The following is an 18,025-nucleotide window of genomic DNA, read 5'->3' on the forward strand; positions in this document are numbered from 1 at the left end:
CGCTTTCCTTTCCCACCCCTTGCCGTCCACGTTTGCGATCGGCTGGACGGCTCAATCCGGAGAACTCCACCATGTCCGTCGTCCATCCGTTTCACAGAAGCAAGCCGAACCACACCTTGCGGGTCGTAGAGGAAGACGCACGTAGCGTCTATTGGTGCTACATGCACGCCGATGCGATCACCACGAACGCGCGCGCCTGCTTCTCGATGCCGTTGGTCGACGAGATCATCAGTTACCAGCGCGAGCTCGGCCAGCGTTTGCGTGAAGGCGCTGCCGAGCGCCCCAGCACGCAACTTCCTCATGTGGTGCTGGCTTCCGACAGCGATGTGTTCAACCTGGGTGGCGATCTTGAACTCTTCTGCCGCTCGATCCGCAATCGCGACCGCGAAGGCCTGCTGACCTACGCCCGCCAATGCGTGATCGGCGTGCATGCATTCCACGCCGGGCTCGGGGCCCGTGCCCACAGCATCGCCCTGGTCCAGGGCAATGCATTGGGGGGTGGTTTCGAAGCGGCGCTGAGCTGCCACACCATCGTGGCCGAAGAAGGCGCTTTGATGGGGCTGCCGGAGGTCCTGTTCGACCTGTTTCCAGGGATGGGCGCGTACTCGTTTCTGTGCAAGCGCATCGCGCCACGCCAAGCCGAAAAGATCATGCTGGAAGGCAACCTGTTCAGCAGCGAGGAGCTGCACCGCATGGGCCTGGTCGACGTGCTCGTGCCGAAGGGCCAGGGCGTGCAGGCGGTCGAGGAGGTCATCCGCGCCAACCGCCGCATTCCGCACGCGCGTGCGGCCATGCACCAGGTGCGTGAAATCGCCCAGGCGGTGACCCTGCAGGAGATGATGCAGATCACCGAGATCTGGGTCGAGACCGCGCTGAAGCTCGGTGAGAAATCGCTGCGCACCATGGACCGGCTGGTCCGTGCCCAGGTGCGCCGTGCGGGTGGCGATACCGTTTGACGCAGGAACCGCGGCCGCAACTGCTGCCTCAGGGGGAGCGCTCGCTTTCGTTGCGAGCGTCGCGCATGCGTTCGCGCCCATCGAGTGCCGCCCGTCCCTGGACGAGGCGCTCGTTCAAGCCGTCCAGCCGCGAGCGCCACTCGCGGGCGACCTGCCAATCCGGCAGACGCATCAATTCTCCGCTGACAGCGGCGAGCTTGATCAGACCGAGGTTGCTGGCAACCCCTTTGAGCGCATGGGCCTGCTCCCGCGCTCGTTCCCAGTCATTGCGCTCCCCGGCCTGGGCCAGCGTCTCGATGCAGGCCTCGGCATCACGCAAGCACTGGGCGGTGAACTCCCTTTCAAACGCCCCACCGATTCCCAAAGCGCACAATTCGTCCAGCACACTTCCGTCGAACACGCCGTCGCTGAGGAGCAGAACATCACGGGCCGTCGCCATCGGCGCTTCCACGTTGCCCATCAGCCCATTGGCAGCGATGTCACCAATCGTGTCGAGCAGCCGCGCGGCCGATACCGGCTTTGGCAGAAACGCCCGCGCACCGGCCTTCTCGCAGGCCAGGATCGACGCGGGGGTGACATCGGCGCTGAAAACGATGACCGGCGTCCGCCTACCGCCGCCGGCTTCCATGATCCGCAACTGGCGGAGCATGTCGAGCCCGCTCACGCTGGGCATGTGCAAGTCTGCCACGACCGCGTCGTAGTCGGTGGTCGCCAGTAGCTCCAGGACGCTCTCGCCACCGTCTACGCAGGTGACTCGGTGGCCGGCCTTCTGCAGCAACCGCTGGATCACCATGCGGTTGGCCGCGTGATCGTCGGCCACCAGGATCGACAGGCTGCGAACGCGGGCGCGGTGACGCAGGAACGGGTTTGAAAATGCGATGACATTTTCCCGACCCTGACCGTCCTCCGCCTCGATATCCAGCACATCGGCGGCGGGTGTAGCAACGCTCGCCGGGGTCTCCAACGGCTTGGCCGCGATGCGGTCGAATGGCAACTCGACCCAGAACCGGCTGCCATGCTGTTCCGTGCTCTCGAAGCCGATGCTGCCGCCCATCGCCTCGGTCAGGCCCTTGGCGATCGTGGTGCCCAGCCCTGTACCGCCATAGCGCCGGGCCAGGCTGACATCGGCCTGCTCGAACGCCTCGAACAAACGGCTTCTCAACGCCTCCGGAACGCCGATGCCGGTGTCGGTGAAGGTGAAACGCAGCCGCACAGCCGCGCTGGATTCGCCAACGACCTCCACCTCCAGCCGCACCGACCCCTGGTCGGTGAACTTGACTGCATTTCCGGCCAGATTGATCAGCACCTGGCGAAGATGTACGAGATCACCACGCAGGTTCTGCGGCACGTCCTGCGCAACCGCGGATTCGTAACGCAACTGCTTGGCCCGCGCCTGCGGCTGAAGGATCAGATTCACGCCCTCGACCAGCTCGCGCGGCGAGAACTCCACCGGGTGCAGCTTGAGCTTGCCGGCCTCGATCGCGGAGATGTCCAGGACGTCCTCGACCAGCGCGAGGAGACTGCGGGTGGAAGCCTGGATGGTATTGACGCAGTCGCGCTGTTCCGAATCCAGGCGCGTGGTGGCCAACAGCTCGGACATGCCGGCCAGGCCGTTGAGCGGAGTGCGGAACTCGTGGCTCATGTTGGCCAAGAAGTGGCTTTTGGCCAGGTTGGCGCGCCGTGACTCTTCCACGGCATGGGTCAACGCGTTGAGCAGCGAGTCGAAATAGAGCGGTACCGCGGCCAGACCGATCAGGAGGCCCCATGCCAGGTGCGGGTTGGCCTGCCAATAAGGCGTGATCAGGATTGCCACCAGAAACGAAAGCGTCGCCAGGGCCGTGGCGGCGCGCAGGTAGCCGCTGCCGTACCGCATGCCGTTGCCGATGGTGACCCACAGGTAGACGGCATACAGCGGTGAGGCGGGTCCTCCTTCGATGCAGAGGATCGCGCCCATCGCGGCGTAATCGGTCAACATGCCAATCCAGCGACGCACGTGCGATACGCCTGGACGCAACAGGATCGCTGCGAAAAGGCACAGCGACACCAGCAACTCACCGAGCAGGATCAGGCCGGTGACCGGCAGCGCGCCCGCCACCCCCTGGTCGAAATAGCGCCAGCCCATGTAAATCGAGAACAGGCCGGTGATGGCGAGGCGGATGAAGTTCTGCGCATGCTCGCTATCTGGGCGATGCGACAGTCGTGCTTCCAGCCACGAACGCAGAGTGCTCATCGGCTTACTCCAGCCCAGGACGGACCGATCCAGCGGAATAGCGCGCGCAGATGTCCTCCAGACGTGCACGGCTGCGCACCAGGGCATCGACGCAGCGCGGGTCGAACAGGCGTCCGCGCTGGGCGTAGAGGTAATCCAGGGTCGCCTCCAGGTCCCACGCAGGCTTGTAGGGCCGCGGCGAGATCAGCGCGTCGAACACATCCGCCACCGCCACGATCCGCGCTTCCAGCGGGATGTCCTCGCCGGCCAGGCCATCGGGATAACCGCTGCCGTCGTAGCGCTCGTGGTGGCGCAACGCGATGAGCGCCCCCGCCTGCACGAAGCGGTTCTGGCTGCCATCGAGCAGCTCGTGCCCGATCCGCGGATGCCGTCGCATGATCGCGGTCTCCTCGGCCGTCAGCGGGCCCGGCTTCATCAGCACTGCGTCGGGGATCGCGATCTTGCCGATATCGTGCAGCGGGGCGGCCAGCTCGATCATCCGCACCTCGTCCTCGAACAGGCCCAGATGCTCGGCGATCAGGCCCGCCACGCGCGTCATGCGCTCCAGGTACACGCTGGTGCCGGTGTCGCGATATTCAATCGCGCGGGCCAGCCGCGAGAGCGTCTCGCGCTCGCGCTCCTCGACCTCGTGCATGCTCGACAGCAGGCGCTGCTCGAGCGACAGCGCCCGCTGCTTGACGCTTTCGGATTGCTGGCGCAGCTGCAGCAGGTTGCGGCACCTCGCCCGCAACTCGCGGGGGCGCACCGGCTTGACCAGGAAATCGATCACGCCGGCATCGAGTGCGGCCTGGCGTACCGGTTCGTCACCGACCACGGTCACCAGGATGATCGGGATGTCGCGATGCAGCGGCCGGCGGCGGAACCGGCGCGCGAACTCGAGCCCATCGATCCCCGGCATCCGGTAATCGAGCAGCAGCAGGTCGGGCTGGTGGGATTCGCACCAGGCCAGGCCGGTTTCGGACTCGCCGAAATCGTGCACCGCCAGTTCCGGCCCGATGTCCTCGATGATGTGGCGCAGCATCGTGCGCGCTGAAGTCTGGTCATCGACGATGACTACGTTCATGCCAGCACCTGCTGTTTACGCCACCGCCGTGGTGGCAACGAATTCGAGCATACCCCGCGGGCGCTGTTCTGACAGCCACCATTTTCGATAGCGGCCAGGGCGGCCAATCCTTTGGCATGAAATGTGTCCCTCGTCTCAGGGATGCGCCTCGGGACGCATGTAAGGGAACAACAACACGTCACGGATCGAGGCCGAGTCGGTCATCAGCATCACCAACCGGTCGATGCCGATCCCCAGCCCGCCGGTCGGCGCCAGGCCGACCTCGAGCGCACGGATGTAGTCGGCATCGAAGTGCATCGCCTCGTCGTCGCCGCCCTCCTTCGCATCGACCTGGGCCTGAAAGCGCGCGGCCTGGTCCTCGGGGTCGTTGAGCTCGGAGAAGCCGTTCGCCAGCTCCTTGCCGCCGATGAACAGCTCGAAACGGTCGGTCAGCTCCGGGTCGCGATCGCACGCGCGCGCCAGCGGACTGACCTCGACCGGATGGTCCGTGATGAATGTCGGCTGGATCAGCGTGTCCTCGACAGTCTTTTCGAAAATCTCCAGCAGTAGCTTGCCCCAGCCGTAGCCCTTCCTGACCGGGATGCCCAGTCGCTCGCAATGGCCGCGCATCGCCTCAAGGTCGCGCAGTTGCGCGCGCTGGATCTCCGGATTGTGTTCCAGCACCGCATCGGTCATCGACCAGCGCCGGAACGCGGGGCCAAGATCGATCCGCTGACCCTCCCACTCCAGCGAGGTGGTACCGAGCACCGACTGGGCGATGTCGCGGATCACCCCTTCGGTCAGGTCCATGATCTCGGTGTACGTGGCGTAGGCCTCGTACAACTCGAGCATGGTGAATTCGGGGTTGTGCCGGGTCGACACGCCCTCGTTGCGGAAGTTGCGGTTGATCTCGTAAACCCGCTCAAGTCCGCCCACGACCAGGCGCTTGAGGTACAGCTCCGGCGCGACGCGCAGGTACAACTCCAGGTCGAGCGCGTTGTGGTGGGTCACGAAGGGCTTGGCCGCGGCGCCGCCAGGGATGTAATGCATCATCGGCGTCTCGACTTCGAGGAAGCGCCGACTGTCGAGCCATTCGCGCATCGCCCGGATGATCCTGCTGCGCTTGACGAATACCTCGCGCGCCTCGGACGAGACGATCAGGTCGACGTAGCGCTGGCGATAGCGCTGCTCCACATCGGCCAGCCCATGGAACTTGTCCGGCAACGGGCGCAACGATTTGGTCAGCAGGCGCAAGGCCTCGACCCTGACCGACAACTCGCCGGTGCGGGTGCGCGTGAGCACGCCCTCGGCGCCGACGATGTCGCCGACATCCCAGCCCTTGAACGCCTCGTAGGTATCGTCCAGCGCATTAGCCTGGAGGAACAGCTGCAGCCGACCGGACTCGTCCTGCACCTGCACGAAGCTGGCCTTGCCCATCACCCGCTTCAGCAGGATGCGGCCGGCGACGGCGACGCGGTGCGACCGCGCGTCCAGCGCCTCGGCCGTCCACTGCTCGGCGTCGGCATATTCGGCCTGCAGATCGCCGGCGAAATCGCCGCGGCGGAAGTCGTTCGGGTAGGCGATGCCCTGCCCGCGCAGCGCGGTGAGTTTGGCGCGACGCTCGGCGATCAGCTTGTTTTCGTCGTGGGGCGTCGGAATCGGGGTGTCGGTCATGGTCGTGTCGATGGCGTGGACGTATGTAGGAGCGGCTTCAGCCGCGATCGGGAACCGGAGCGGGCGACCGATCATCCGATCGCGGCTGAAGCCGCTCCTACAGGAAACCACATGGCGGCTGGCTTGGGGCTTTTGTAGGAGCGGCTATCTGGAACCGGCGCGGGCGATCGTCGATCCGATCGCGGCTGAAGCCGCTCCCACGGAGGAGGGAATTACGTTGCGTCGCTGCGTTTCGAGCCGACTTCGAGGCCGGCTTTCAGACTCGCCTCGACGAACTCGTCAAGATCGCCATCGAGCACCTTCTGCGTATCGCTGCGTTCGACGCCGGTGCGCAGGTCCTTGATCCGGCTCTGGTCGAGCACGTAGTTGCGGATCTGGCTGCCCCAACCGATGTCGGATTTGGTCGCCTCCAGCGCGTCGCGCTCGGCGTTGCGCTTCTGGATCTCGAGCTCGTACAGCTTGGCGGCCAGCATCTTCATCGCGGTGTCGCGGTTGGCGTGCTGGCTGCGTCCGTTCTGGCAGGCCACCACTATGTTGGTGGGCACGTGGGTGATGCGCACGGCCGATTCGGTCTTGTTGACGTGCTGGCCGCCGGCACCGGAGGAGCGGTACACGTCGGTCCTGAGGTCGGCGGGATTGATCTCGATGTCGATCTTGTCGTCCACTTCCGGCGACACGAACACCGAGGTGAAACTGGTATGGCGGCGGTTGTCGGAGTCGAACGGCGACTTGCGCACCAGCCTGTGCACGCCGGTCTCGGTCTTGAGCCAGCCGTAGGCGAAATCGCCCTCGACCCGGAAGGTCGCCGACTTGATGCCCGCCACGTCGCCGCCGCTGGCTTCCATCAGCTCGGCCTTCCAGCCGCGCGACTCGGCCCAGCGCAGGTACATGCGCAGCAGCATCTCGGCCCAGTCCTGCGCCTCGGTGCCGCCGGCGCCGGCCTGGATGTCGACGAATGCCGAAGCGGCATCCATCTTGCCGGAGAACATGCGCTGGAATTCGAGCTCCTCGACGTCCGCGGCGAGGCTGTCGACGTCCTCGACCACGGACTGCGCGGTCGACTCGTCGTCCTCCATCTCCGCCAGTTCGAGCAGCTCCAGCGCGCCGGCCAGCCCGTCGGTCAGTCGGCGGCTGCCCAGTACGACCTTCTCCAGGGAGGCGCGCTCGCGGCCGAGTCCCTGCGCGCGCTCGGCATCGTTCCAGATGTCCGGGTTCTCCAGCTCGCGGTTTACTTCTTCGAGACGTTCGACTTTGCCGTCGTAGTCAAAGATACCCCCTGAGCGCTTCCAGCCGGCCCTGCAGGTCGGCGATGCGCTGGCGGACGGGATTGAGTTCGATCATGTCCGTGGTTCTGTGGAGAAAAGATGACCGGCGATTCTACCAGTCGCCCCCACCCTTCTGTCGGCCTGGATTGGTCCGGTCGTAGGAGCGGCTTCAGCCGCGATCCGGAGCTGGCACGGGCGACTGTCAATCCGATCGCGGCTGAAGCCGCTCCTACCAAAGCGCGGTCAGGCCGGTTCGCGATGGGTGACCACCAACTGGATGGCATCGCCGCCGCGGTAGTCGTCTGGTTCCAGCCGGTAGGCGATGCGGACGCGCCCGGCTGGCGCCTCGCCCTCCCCGCCGCCGAAATGGATCGCGTTCAGGCGCAATCCGGCGTGACCGAGCTCCAGCTTGAGGTGGCGACCTCCGACCACGCGCGTGGCCAGCACGTCGAACTCACCGTCGAACTGGGGCTCGGGAAAGCCCTGCCCCCACGGCCCGCCGTCGCGCAGCGCCTCGGCACTGGGGCGGCAAAATTCCTCCGCCAGGAGTTCACCGTCGCTGAGCACATCGGCCTGCAGCAGCTCCGCGGTCAACCGCCTTGCTGCGCAGCCCTGGAACGCCTGCTGGAAATCGGCGAACGCCTCGATCCGCAGCGACATGCCCGCGGCCATCGCATGGCCGCCGAACCGGTCGATCAGCCCCGGGTGGCACGCGGCCACCTCGGCCAGCGCATCGCGGATGTGGAAGCCGGGAATCGAACGCCCCGACCCCCGCAGCAGCGAACCGCCGGGTTCGCCCGGTGCAAACGCGACGACCGGGCGGTGCAGGCGCTCCTTGATCTTCGAGGCGACCAGGCCGATCACGCCGGGGTGCCAGTCCGCGTCGAACAGACAGACCGCGACCGGAGTCGCGCCGCCGTCGAGCAGGCTCACCCGGGCGAGCGCGGCCTCGGCCTCGTCGGTCATCTGCTGCTGCACGGCGCGGCGCTCGCCGTTGATCTCGTTGAGGGTCGCGGCGATGTCGCGCGCCTGATGGATGTCGTCGGTCAGCAGGCACTCGATGCCGAGCGCCATGTCTTCGAGCCGGCCGGCCGCGTTCAGACGCGGCGCGATCGCGAAGCCGATGTCGCTGGCGGTGAGCCGGCGCGGATCGCGCTGCGCGACCTCGATCAACGCGCGCAGGCCGGCGCAGCCCTGTCCGCTGCGTATCCGGCGCAGGCCGGCGGCCACCAGCGCCCGGTTGTTGGCGTCCAGAGCGACCAGATCGGCCACGGTGCCCACCGCGACCAGGTCCAGCAAGGTCGCAAGGTCGGGCTCCGCCCCGGTGAAGGCACCCTGCTCACGCAGGCGCCGACGCAACGCAAGCAGCACGTAGAACATGACTCCGACGCCAGCCAGCGCCTTGCTGGGGAACGCATCACCGGGCAGGTTCGGATCGACGATCGCATCGGCCGGCGGCAACCCGTCGCCGGGCAGGTGGTGGTCGGTGACCAGCACTTGCCAGCCGCGCGCCTTGGCCGCCGTGACGCCGGCATGGCAGGCGATGCCGTGGTCCACGGTCACCAGCAAGTCGGGTTTCAGTGCGGCAAGTTCTTCCACCAGTGCCGGCGACAATCCGTAGCCATGCACCATGCGGTTGGGCACCGCATGCGAGACCCGCCGCGCGCCCAGCATCCGCAGGCCGCGCACGCCGACCGCGCACGCGGTGGCGCCGTCACAGTCGAAGTCGCCCACCACCACGATGTGCCGGTCATCCGCGATGGCGTCGGCCAGCAGGGTGGTCGCAGCGTCGAGACCGCCGAGGGTGTCGGGCGGCAGCAGATGGGCCAGCCGCGGCTGCGCCTGCTCGACGTCCAGCGCGCCGCGGGCGGCATACAGCCGGCGCAATAATGGCAGGACGTGCTCGGGCCAGGCGCCGGCATCTCCGGTGATGCGCCGGCGCAACTGCGCGACCGGCTTCATGGGTCGAAGGTGCCGACCGGCCGCCGCCAGAAGCGCCAGCGTTGCCGGATGGCCACCTCGAAACGCATGCCGTCGGCAAAATCCAGCGTTAGCCGCTCCAGCGCGCCGACGTCCAGGTCGCGCAGGGCCGGCGCCATCCAGTCGCGGTCGAGTACGGCCAGGCCGCGGCCGTGGCGCAGGTCGATCAGACGGTCGCCACCGCCGGCTTGCCAAGCGTCGGGGAGCGGCGAAGAGGCAATGCCGGCCAAGTCCGCGAATGCCCGCATCGCCTCATCATCGCTGCATATCTCGCTGAAGCTCGTGCGCACGTGATCGGGCAGCACGCCCGCGCCCCAGAACCACACCGAGTTGACCGGCGCCAGGCCCTCCGCCGCGCGTTGAGCGTTGCGCGAATGGTTGTGCAGCACCACCTGCGCTTCGCTGAGCAGGGCGCGCCAGCGGCGACCCTCGGGGCTGTCCTGCTCGCCGCTGCCAGGCAGTTGATCCAACAGGTCCGCGCCCAGCGCATCGGCCGGGCTGGTGAAGGACGGCAGCTTCGCACCCGCGGGCAGGCGCAGGTACCAGCGCGACGGCGTCGGTGCGTCGATCGGAAACCCGGCGTCGCCGAACAACGGCTTCAGCGCCGGCAGGAAGGCCGCGGTGTCCTCGTCGGTCAGCGACAGCGCGTCGCCATGGGCGAGCAGGCGCGCGCCGTTGATGTCGGGCCGCACGTACGCTGGATCGGCGCGCAGCCATGCGTCCTGTCCGGCATCACCGGCATCGCGCTGGCGCGTCGCTGCGGCCACCGGCCAGCCGCGTGGCAGCAGGTCGAACACGCGGGCCAGTTGCGCGCCCTTGCCCACGCGTCGATCCGCGCGGCCCAGGCGCCTGCCCAGTGCTTCGGGCAGCAGCTGCCCGCCAAAACGGCCCCGCGCGGGCAGCAGCAGTGTGGCCGTTGCCATCGGCTCAGGCGTCGTAGCGGACGCCGACGATGTCGAATTCCCGGGTGCCGCCGGGCGCCGCGATGGTGACGCTGTCGCCTTCGTGCTTGCCGATCAGCGCACGCGCCACCGGCGATGAGATCGCGATCTGCCCGTGCTTGATGTCGGCCTCCAGGTCGCCGACGATCTGGTAGGTTTTCTCCTCGTCGGTTTCGGCATCGGCCAGTTCGACCGTCGCGCCGAACACGATGCGCGAGCCGGCGTTAAGCGCGGAGATGTCGATGACCTGGGCATGCGACAACTCGGCCTCGAGTTGCTTGATCCGCCCCTCGATGAAGCCCTGCTGCTCGCGGGCGGCGTGGTACTCGGCATTCTCCTTGAGGTCGCCATGCGCGCGCGCCTCGGCAATCGCACTGATCACCGCAGGCCGCTTGACCGACTTGAGTTCTTCGAGTTCAGCGCGCAGACGCTGCGCGCCCTTGGTGGTGAGCGGTGCTTGCATGGTGGAATCCTGGGTGCCGGCATGGAGCGGCGTGGGTTCTGGAATGGTGGTGCGCCTCGAGCTCGATTGTGCCCGGAGTGGCGGGATAATCAACCGTCGGCGGGCATCGAGAGCAGCGGCTCTTGTAGGAGCGGCTTTAGCCGCGATCCGGAAATCGGTCTTCCATCCGGCTTCCGATCGCGGCTAAGGCCGGCCCTACAATCGCGGCTGAAGCCGCTCCTACAAAGTGGCGCCGCCGAGCTCCGCATGCAACTCCTGCAGCGACCACACCGGGCCGGTGCCGCGGTACTCGAGCGAGTGCAGCAGCGCACGCGCGCCGGCGATGGTGGTCGAGTACGTCACCCGGTGCTGCAGGGCCTCGCGACGGATCGAGAACGAGTCCGAAATCGCCTGGCGGCCTTCGGTGGTGTTGACGATGTAGACGATTTCGTCGTTCTTGATCAGGTCGACGATGTGCGGCCGGCCTTCGGCGACCTTGTTGATCGTTTCGCAGTCCAGCCCCTGCCCGCGTAGGAAGCCGCTGGTGCCGCGCGTCGCGACCAGGGTGTAGCCGCGTTCGATCAGCTGCCGTGCGACCGGCAGCACGCGCTGCTTGTCGGGATCTCGCACCGAGATGAAGACCTTGCCGGACTCGGGCAGCTTGCGCACGCCACCGGCTTCCTGCGCGCGTGCGAACGCCGCGCCGAAGTTTCGACCCACGCCCATCACCTCGCCGGTCGAGCGCATCTCCGGCCCGAGGATCGGGTCGACCCCCTGGAATTTGGCGAACGGGAAGATCGCTTCCTTCACCGAGTAGTAGTGCGGAATGATTTCGGTGGTCGCGCCCTGCTCGGCCAGCGTCTTGCCGGCCATGCAGCGTGCGGCGATCTTGGCCAGCGGCATGCCGGTGGCCTTGGACACGAACGGCACGGTGCGCGAGGCACGCGGGTTGACCTCGAGCAGGAAGATCCGGTCCTCGCCGTTCTCGTCGATCTGCACCGCGAACTGGGTGTTCATCAGGCCGACCACGTTCAGTGCCTTGGCCAGCGCCACCACCTGCTCGCGCAGGTTGGCCTGGGTCTGCGCCGACAACGAATACGGCGGCAGCGAGCACGACGAGTCACCAGAGTGCACGCCGGCCTCCTCGATATGCTCCATCACCCCGCCGATCAGCACGTTGCCGTCCTTGTCGGCGATCACGTCGATGTCGACTTCGACCGCGTTGTCGAGGAACCGGTCCAGCAGCACCGGCGAGTCATTGGACACCTTCACCGCGTCGCGGATGTAGCGCGACAGGTCGGCGTCGGAGTGCACCACTTCCATCGCGCGGCCGCCGAGCACGTAGCTCGGACGCACCACCAGCGGGTAGCCGATCTGCCCGGCGTGCGCGAGGGCTTCGTCGTGGTTTCGCGCGGTGCGGTTGGCCGGCTGCGCCAGGCCGAGCTTCTCCACCAGCTTCTGGAAACGCTCGCGGTCCTCGGCCAGGTCGATCGAGTCGGGCGAAGTGCCGATGATCGGCACGCCGTTGGCTTCCAGCGCCTGCGCCAGCTTCAACGGGGTCTGGCCGCCGTACTGCACAATCACGCCCTTGGGTTTCTCCAGGTCGACGATCTCGAGCACGTCCTCCAGCGTCAGCGGCTCGAAATACAGCCGGTCGGAGGTGTCGTAATCGGTCGACACGGTCTCCGGATTGCAGTTGACCATGATGGTCTCGAAGCCGTCCTCGCGCAGCGCGAGCGCGGCATGCACGCAGCAGTAGTCGAACTCGATGCCCTGGCCGATGCGGTTGGGCCCGCCGCCGAGCACCATGATCTTGTCGCGCGTGGTCGGATTGGCTTCGCACTCGTCCTCATAGGTCGAATACAGATAGGCGGTGTCGGTGGCGAACTCGGCCGCGCAGGAATCCACCCGCTTGTACACCGGCCGCACGCCGAACGCGCGACGCAGCGTGCGCACCGCGGTTTCGTCGGTGCCGGTGAGCTGGGCCAGGCGAGCATCGGAGAACCCCATGCGCTTGAGCGCGCGCATGCGCCGGGCATCGAGCGCACCCAGTCCGGCGTCGGCCACCTCGGATTCGGTCGCGACGAGCTCCTCGATCTGGTCGAGGAACCACGGGTCGACGAACGACAGCGCGTGAACCTCCTCCACGCTCATGCCGGCGCGGAACGCGTCGCCGATGTAGAACATGCGCTCCGGGCCGGGCTCCTTGACCTCGCGTCTGAGCTTGACCAGATCGTCGGCATTGCCCAGGTCCAGCCCGGTCGGGTCGAGCCCGACCTTGCCGGTCTCCAGCCCGCGCAAGGCTTTCTGCAGCGATTCCTGGAAGGTGCGCCCCATTGCCATGACCTCGCCGACCGACTTCATCTGCGTGGTCAGGCGCGAGTCGGCCGCCGGGAATTTCTCGAACGCGAACCGCGGGATCTTGGTCACGACGTAATCGATCGTCGGCTCGAACGAAGCCGGCGTGGCGCCGCCGGTGATCTCGTTGCGCAGTTCGTCAAGGGTATAACCGACCGCCAGCTTGGCGGCGACCTTGGCAATCGGGAAACCGGTCGCCTTGGATGCCAGCGCCGAGGAACGCGACACGCGCGGGTTCATCTCGATCACCACCACGCGCCCGGTCGAGGCATTGATGCCGAACTGCACGTTGGAGCCGCCGGTGTCGACGCCGATCTTGCGCAGCACCGCAATGGAGGCATCGCGCAGGCGCTGGTACTCCTTGTCGGTCAGGGTCTGCGCCGGGGCGACGGTGATCGAATCGCCGGTGTGCACGCCCATGGCGTCGAAGTTCTCGATCGAGCACACGATGATGCAGTTGTCCGCGGTGTCGCGGACCACCTCCATCTCGAACTCCTTCCAGCCCAGTACCGACTCCTCGACCAGCACCTCGCTGGTCGGCGACAGCTCCAGTCCGCCCTTGACGATCTCCTCGAATTCCTCGCGGTTGTAGGCGATGCCGCCGCCACTGCCACCAAGGGTGAACGACGGACGGATGATGGTCGGGAACCCGACCGTGGCCTGGATCTCGACAGCCTGCTCGAATGTCCTGGCGACCGCCGCCTTCGGGCACTCCAGGCCGATTTCGGCCATCGCCACCCGGAACAGCTCGCGATCCTCCGCCATGCGGATCGCATCGCGCGAAGCGCCGATCAGCTCGACGCCGTACTTCTCCAGCACGCCGTGGTCGGCCAGGTCGAGCGCGCAATTGAGGGCCGTCTGCCCGCCCATGGTCGGCAACAGCGCGTCGGGCTTTTCCTTGGCGATGACCTTCTCGACGGTCTGCCAGTTGATCGGCTCGATGTAGACCGCATCGGCCATTTCCGGGTCGGTCATGATCGTCGCCGGATTGCTGTTGACCAGCACCACGCGATACCCCTCGTCACGCAGCGCCTTGCACGCCTGCGCGCCGGAGTAGTCGAACTCGCAGGCCTGGCCGATCACGATCGGGCCGGCGCCGATGATCAGGACGGTCTTGATGTCGGTGCGTTTGGGCATGGCTTTAACTCCGGGACCGGGGATCCGGGACCGGGGACCCGGACTCGGACTTGATTGATAGGGCTTGGTGGAGGCGACGCAGCATCTTGCTCGCGCACTCCCAGATATCCAGCGCGTTCTGAATCGATTCGGCGTTACCGAGGTTCAGCTCGATCGCCAGCAACAACTGCGTTTGAAGCTCAGCCGTCGAGCCGCACGCGATCGAAACGAAACGTGCATAGTCCCGAGTGGAGGAACGTGCATTTCCTTCCGCGATGTTCGATGGGATCGAAACGGCTGCACGCTGGATCTGCGATGACAAGCCGAAGCGTTCGTCTTTCGGAAAGCTCGCTGTCACCTGATAGCTGACCTTCGCCAAGCTCATCGCCAGATTCCAGACTTCGAGTTCACGGAAGTGCGACGGACTCACGCCGCTTTTCCCGGGTCCCGGGTCCCGGGCCCCCGGTCCCGCATCAGCGCGACAAACCGGTCGAACAGCGGCGCCACATCGTGCGGCCCGGGACTGGCTTCGGGATGGCCTTGGAAACTGAAGGCCGGGGCGTCGGTCAGCTCGATGCCCTGGTTGGAACCGTCGAACAGCGAGCGATGGGTCACGCGCACGTTGGCCGGCAGCGTGGCCTCGTCGACCGCGAAGCCGTGGTTCTGGCTGGTGATCATCACCTTGTTGCCATCCAGGTCCTGCACCGGGTGGTTGGCGCCGTGGTGGCCGAACTTCATCTTGATGGTGCTGGCGCCCGCGGCCAGGCCGAGCAGCTGGTGGCCCAGGCAGATGCCGAAGGTCGGCAGCTTGCGGGCGATGAACTCGCGGGTGGCGAGGATGGCGTAGTCGCAGGGCTCCGGATCGCCCGGACCGTTGGACAGGAATACGCCGTCGGGCTTGAGCGCCAGCACCTCGGCGGCCGATGTCCGCGCCGGCACCACGGTCACGCGGCAGCCGCGCTCGGCCAGCATGCGCAGGATGTTGAGCTTGCAACCAAAGTCGTAGGCGACGACGTGGCACTTCGCGTCGGCCTGGGCGAACAGGTTGCTGTCGAGATCGAGTTGGCCGTCGCGCCATTCGTAGCTCTCGCCGGTGCAGACGTCCTGGGCCAGGTCCATGCCTTTCAGACCGGCGAACTTGCGCGCGGCTTCCAGCGCGCGGTCGGCATCGGGGGCTTCACCGGGAGCCGCGGCCATCAGCGCGCCGTTCTGCGCGCCGCGATCGCGCAGCAGGCGCGTGAGCTTGCGGGTGTCAATGTCGGCAATGGCGACCACGCCACCCGCCTTCAGCCAGTCGGGCAGCGCGATCTGGCTGCGCCAGCTGCTCGGGCGGCGCGGCACGTTGCGCACGATCAGGCCGGCCGCCCAGACCTGGCCGGCCTCATCGTCCTGCGGCGTGATGCCGGTGTTGCCGACGTGGGGGTAGGTCAGCGTCACCAGTTGGCGCGCGTACGACGGATCGGTCAGGATTTCCTGGTAACCGGTGATCGCCGTGTTGAACACCACTTCACCGACCGAAAGGCCGGGCGCGCCTACGGAAACGCCCTCGAAGATGGTGCCGTCTTCGAGCGCGAGGATTGCGGATTGGGTCACGACGATCGCCTTGGCTGCCAGGGAATGCTGACTCCACCTACCGCAGCGCAAAACGGAACTTTGTGGAATTCCGGCTGCAGCAAAGCGCGGACACGGTGCGGGACCGGTCCGAAATGGAGTTCAGGCGAACGAGAATTCTAGCGATGAAGACGGGCCGGCGCCAGCGTCTTGTTCACGCGACAGCGGGAAAAACTGCACCAGGACTTTGTAGGAGCGGCTTCAGCCGCGAGCCGGGAATCCATCTTGGCGCCAACTCCAGGATCGCGGCTGAAGCCGCTCCTACAGCGCTTTCGACTCGACCGGCGGCAGGAACAACTCGCTCAGCCGGTAAGCGCCTGCGCTCCGGGCGGCCAGTCGGCTGGCGGCATGCAGCGCGCCGCGGGCAAAGATGTCGCGGTTGGTGGCCCTGTGGATCAACTCGATGCGCTCGCCCAGGCCGGTGAACTGCACGGTGTGTTCGCCGACGATGTCGCCGGCACGCAATGCGGCATATCGCGGCTCTACCCCGCTCTGCTCGGCACGGGCACCGAGTGCCAGTGCGGTACCGGACGGCGCGTCCTGCTTGTGCACATGGTGCGACTCGATGATGTTGCAATCCCAGCGCGGCAAGGCGGCGGCGGCGCGTTCGACCAGCTCACTGAGCACCGCCACGCCGAGACTGAAGTTGGAGGCCCACAGCACCGCGATGCGCTGCGATGCGGCGTCGAGCGCCTCGCGATGCGGCGGCTCCAGTCCGGTGGTGCCCGACACCAGTCCGGCCCCGCGCTCGACACACAGCGCCAGGATGGCGCCGAACCCCTGCGGCAGGCTGAAGTCGATCGCGACGTCGAACGCCGGCACGCCATGCAATTCGGCTACGGCGAAATACGGCACGCCCTCGACCACCCGCTGCGCAGGCTGCGAACGCGATACGGCGGCGACGATATCGAGATCGTCGCGTCCGGATGCCAGCCGCAGAAGCGCTTGTCCCATTCGGCCGGACGCGCCGTGGATCAGGACGCGGGGCCGCGCGGCAGATGATCTGTTCATGTGCGCAGGCTAATCGCGCCGACACGGAGCGACAAGCGCCAGTTCCTTCCATGCCCTACCGCGACGCCCTGGCGTGAACCAGCAGCCGTCATTCCCGCGAAGGGCACGCCTGGCGAGCGAACGCGGAATGCGCGCCGCGTGCCCCCGCCGGCAGGGCCGGCGGCGTGGTCGATTGCCATTTTGTTGTTTTACGCTTTCCTTTGCGCCTTTCGCGTCCTTTGCGGACCCAAACGCTCCCGCCCAAGTCAGGAAGTCATCCGGTCCCAGAAACCCTTGACCCCATCGATGAAGGTCGAGGACCGCGGCGAATGCTTGCGCGATGCGCCTTCGCCGCTGAAAGTCTCCTCGAACTTCGCCAGCAGCTCGCGCTGCTCGGTGGTCAGGTTGACCGGGGTTTCCACCACGGCCCGGCAGTACAGGTCGCCCGGCTTGCGGCTGCGCACCGATCGCACGCCCTGGTCGCGCAGGCGGAACACCTTGCCGGTCTGGGTCTCGAAGGGCACGCGCAATTCCACCTCGCCGCCGAGGGTCGGCACGCGGATGGTGTCGCCCAGCGCCGCCTGCGAGATCCGAATCGGCACGTCGCAGTGCAGGTCGTCGCCGTCGCGCTGGAAGATCTCGTGCTCGCGCACACGCACGTCGACGTACAGGTCGCCCGGCGGCGAGCCGGCCGGACCGGCCTCGCCCTCGCCCGTCAGGCGGATGCGGTCGCCATTGTCGACGCCGGCGGGAATCTTGACCTGCAGGGTCTTGTTGGACTCTATGCGGCCCTGCCCGTGACAATCGCCGCACGGATTGCTGATGCTCTGGCCGCGGCCGCCGCAGTGCGGACACGCCTGCTGCATGGAGAAGATGCCGCGCTGGAACCGAACCTGGCCCCGGCCGTGACAGGTGGTGCAGGTGTCGAGCTTGCCGTCGGCCGAGCCACTGCCGTTGCAGCTGTCGCATTCGTCGAGCGTGGGGATCTCGATCTGCTTCTCGATGCCGCCGACGGCTTCCTCGAGCGATATCTCCATGACGTAACCGATGTCGGCACCGCGCCGCGGCCCACGCGCACCGCCGCCCCCGCCAAAGATATTGCCGAAGATATCGCCAAAGATGTCGCCCATGTCTGCGTATCCGGCGCCACCCGCGCCGCCACCCATGCCGTGCTCGAATGCGGCATGGCCGTGCTGGTCATAGGCGCGACGCCGATTGGGATCGGCGAGCACCTCGTAGGCCTCCTTGCATTCCTTGAACGCCTCCAGCGCTGCCGCATCGCCCGGGTTGCGGTCCGGGTGGTGCTTCATCGCGGAACGGCGGTAAGCCTTCTTCAGCTCATCGTCGCCGGCGTTGCGGGCCACGCCCAGGACTTCGTAGTAGTCACGTTTCGTCATCTCGCGGGACTCGGGACTCGGGA

13 protein-coding genes are annotated in these 18,025 nt (G+C 66.9%); 1 reads left to right on the plus strand and 12 read right to left on the minus strand.

The window, feature by feature from the left end; all coding sequences use genetic code 11:
- The first annotated feature begins 71 nt into the window (after window positions 1-71).
- On the plus strand, window positions 72-956 hold the full coding sequence (locus tag ACJQWM_RS07980) for a crotonase/enoyl-CoA hydratase family protein (protein ID WP_332702244.1): 885 nt from the start codon (window positions 72-74) through the stop codon (window positions 954-956).
- A gap of 28 nt (window positions 957-984) precedes the next feature.
- Here the strand turns inward: ACJQWM_RS07980 and ACJQWM_RS07985 are convergent, their stop codons facing one another.
- The 12 genes from ACJQWM_RS07985 to dnaJ all read right to left on the minus strand — a co-directional run bounded on the left by ACJQWM_RS07985 (window position 985) and on the right by dnaJ (window position 18,002).
- A complete protein-coding gene (locus ACJQWM_RS07985; RefSeq protein WP_332702246.1) occupies window positions 985-3,186 on the minus strand; it encodes an ATP-binding protein in 2,202 nt (733 codons plus the stop codon).
- A gap of 4 nt (window positions 3,187-3,190) precedes the next feature.
- Window positions 3,191-4,249 carry an HD domain-containing phosphohydrolase gene (locus tag ACJQWM_RS07990; RefSeq protein ID WP_332702248.1) on the minus strand — a complete coding sequence of 353 codons (1,059 nt, stop codon included), beginning with the start codon at window positions 4,247-4,249 and terminating at the stop codon, window positions 3,191-3,193.
- 135 nt (window positions 4,250-4,384) lie between these two features.
- Window positions 4,385-5,902 carry a lysine--tRNA ligase gene (lysS, locus tag ACJQWM_RS07995; RefSeq protein ID WP_332702250.1) on the minus strand — a complete coding sequence of 506 codons (1,518 nt, stop codon included), beginning with the start codon at window positions 5,900-5,902 and terminating at the stop codon, window positions 4,385-4,387.
- Between the two features lie 212 nt (window positions 5,903-6,114).
- Window positions 6,115-7,243 (minus strand): peptide chain release factor 2 gene (gene prfB / locus ACJQWM_RS08000; RefSeq protein ID WP_332702252.1). Its coding sequence is split into 2 segments (ribosomal slippage): window positions 6,115-7,167 and window positions 7,169-7,243, totalling 1,128 coding nucleotides; the frame shifts between segments, so codons are not numbered across the junction.
- 167 nt (window positions 7,244-7,410) lie between these two features.
- Window positions 7,411-9,129, minus strand: a complete 1,719-nt coding sequence (gene recJ / locus ACJQWM_RS08005) for a single-stranded-DNA-specific exonuclease RecJ (protein ID WP_332702254.1) — start codon at window positions 9,127-9,129, stop codon at window positions 7,411-7,413.
- Complete coding sequence (locus ACJQWM_RS08010; protein WP_332702256.1) at window positions 9,126-10,070, minus strand: phosphoglycerate mutase; 945 nt, start codon at window positions 10,068-10,070, stop codon at window positions 9,126-9,128. The genes recJ and ACJQWM_RS08010 overlap by 4 nt, the downstream gene beginning before the upstream one ends.
- A 4-nt stretch (window positions 10,071-10,074) precedes the next feature.
- Window positions 10,075-10,551 (minus strand): transcription elongation factor GreA, encoded by a 477-nt coding sequence (gene greA / locus ACJQWM_RS08015; protein WP_332702258.1) that lies wholly within the window; start codon window positions 10,549-10,551, stop codon window positions 10,075-10,077.
- A gap of 219 nt (window positions 10,552-10,770) precedes the next feature.
- Window positions 10,771-14,025, minus strand: coding sequence for a carbamoyl-phosphate synthase large subunit (gene carB / locus ACJQWM_RS08020; protein WP_332702260.1), 3,255 nt, complete (start codon window positions 14,023-14,025; stop codon window positions 10,771-10,773).
- Between the two features lie 4 nt (window positions 14,026-14,029).
- Window positions 14,030-14,434 (minus strand): four helix bundle protein, encoded by a 405-nt coding sequence (locus ACJQWM_RS08025; protein ID WP_332702262.1) that lies wholly within the window; start codon window positions 14,432-14,434, stop codon window positions 14,030-14,032.
- Window positions 14,431-15,597, minus strand: coding sequence for a glutamine-hydrolyzing carbamoyl-phosphate synthase small subunit (carA, locus tag ACJQWM_RS08030; protein ID WP_332702264.1), 1,167 nt, complete (start codon window positions 15,595-15,597; stop codon window positions 14,431-14,433). The genes ACJQWM_RS08025 and carA overlap by 4 nt, the downstream gene beginning before the upstream one ends.
- A gap of 279 nt (window positions 15,598-15,876) precedes the next feature.
- Complete coding sequence (gene dapB / locus ACJQWM_RS08035; protein WP_332702266.1) at window positions 15,877-16,626, minus strand: 4-hydroxy-tetrahydrodipicolinate reductase; 750 nt, start codon at window positions 16,624-16,626, stop codon at window positions 15,877-15,879.
- Window positions 16,627-16,871: 245 nt separating this feature from the next.
- Window positions 16,872-18,002, minus strand: a complete 1,131-nt coding sequence (gene dnaJ, locus ACJQWM_RS08040) for a molecular chaperone DnaJ (RefSeq protein ID WP_332702268.1) — start codon at window positions 18,000-18,002, stop codon at window positions 16,872-16,874.
- Window positions 18,003-18,025 lie beyond the last annotated feature (23 nt).

The sequence above is a fragment of the Novilysobacter longmucuonensis genome (assembly GCF_046600735.1).
Taxonomy (GTDB): Bacteria; Pseudomonadota; Gammaproteobacteria; order Xanthomonadales; family Xanthomonadaceae; genus Novilysobacter_A; species Novilysobacter_A longmucuonensis.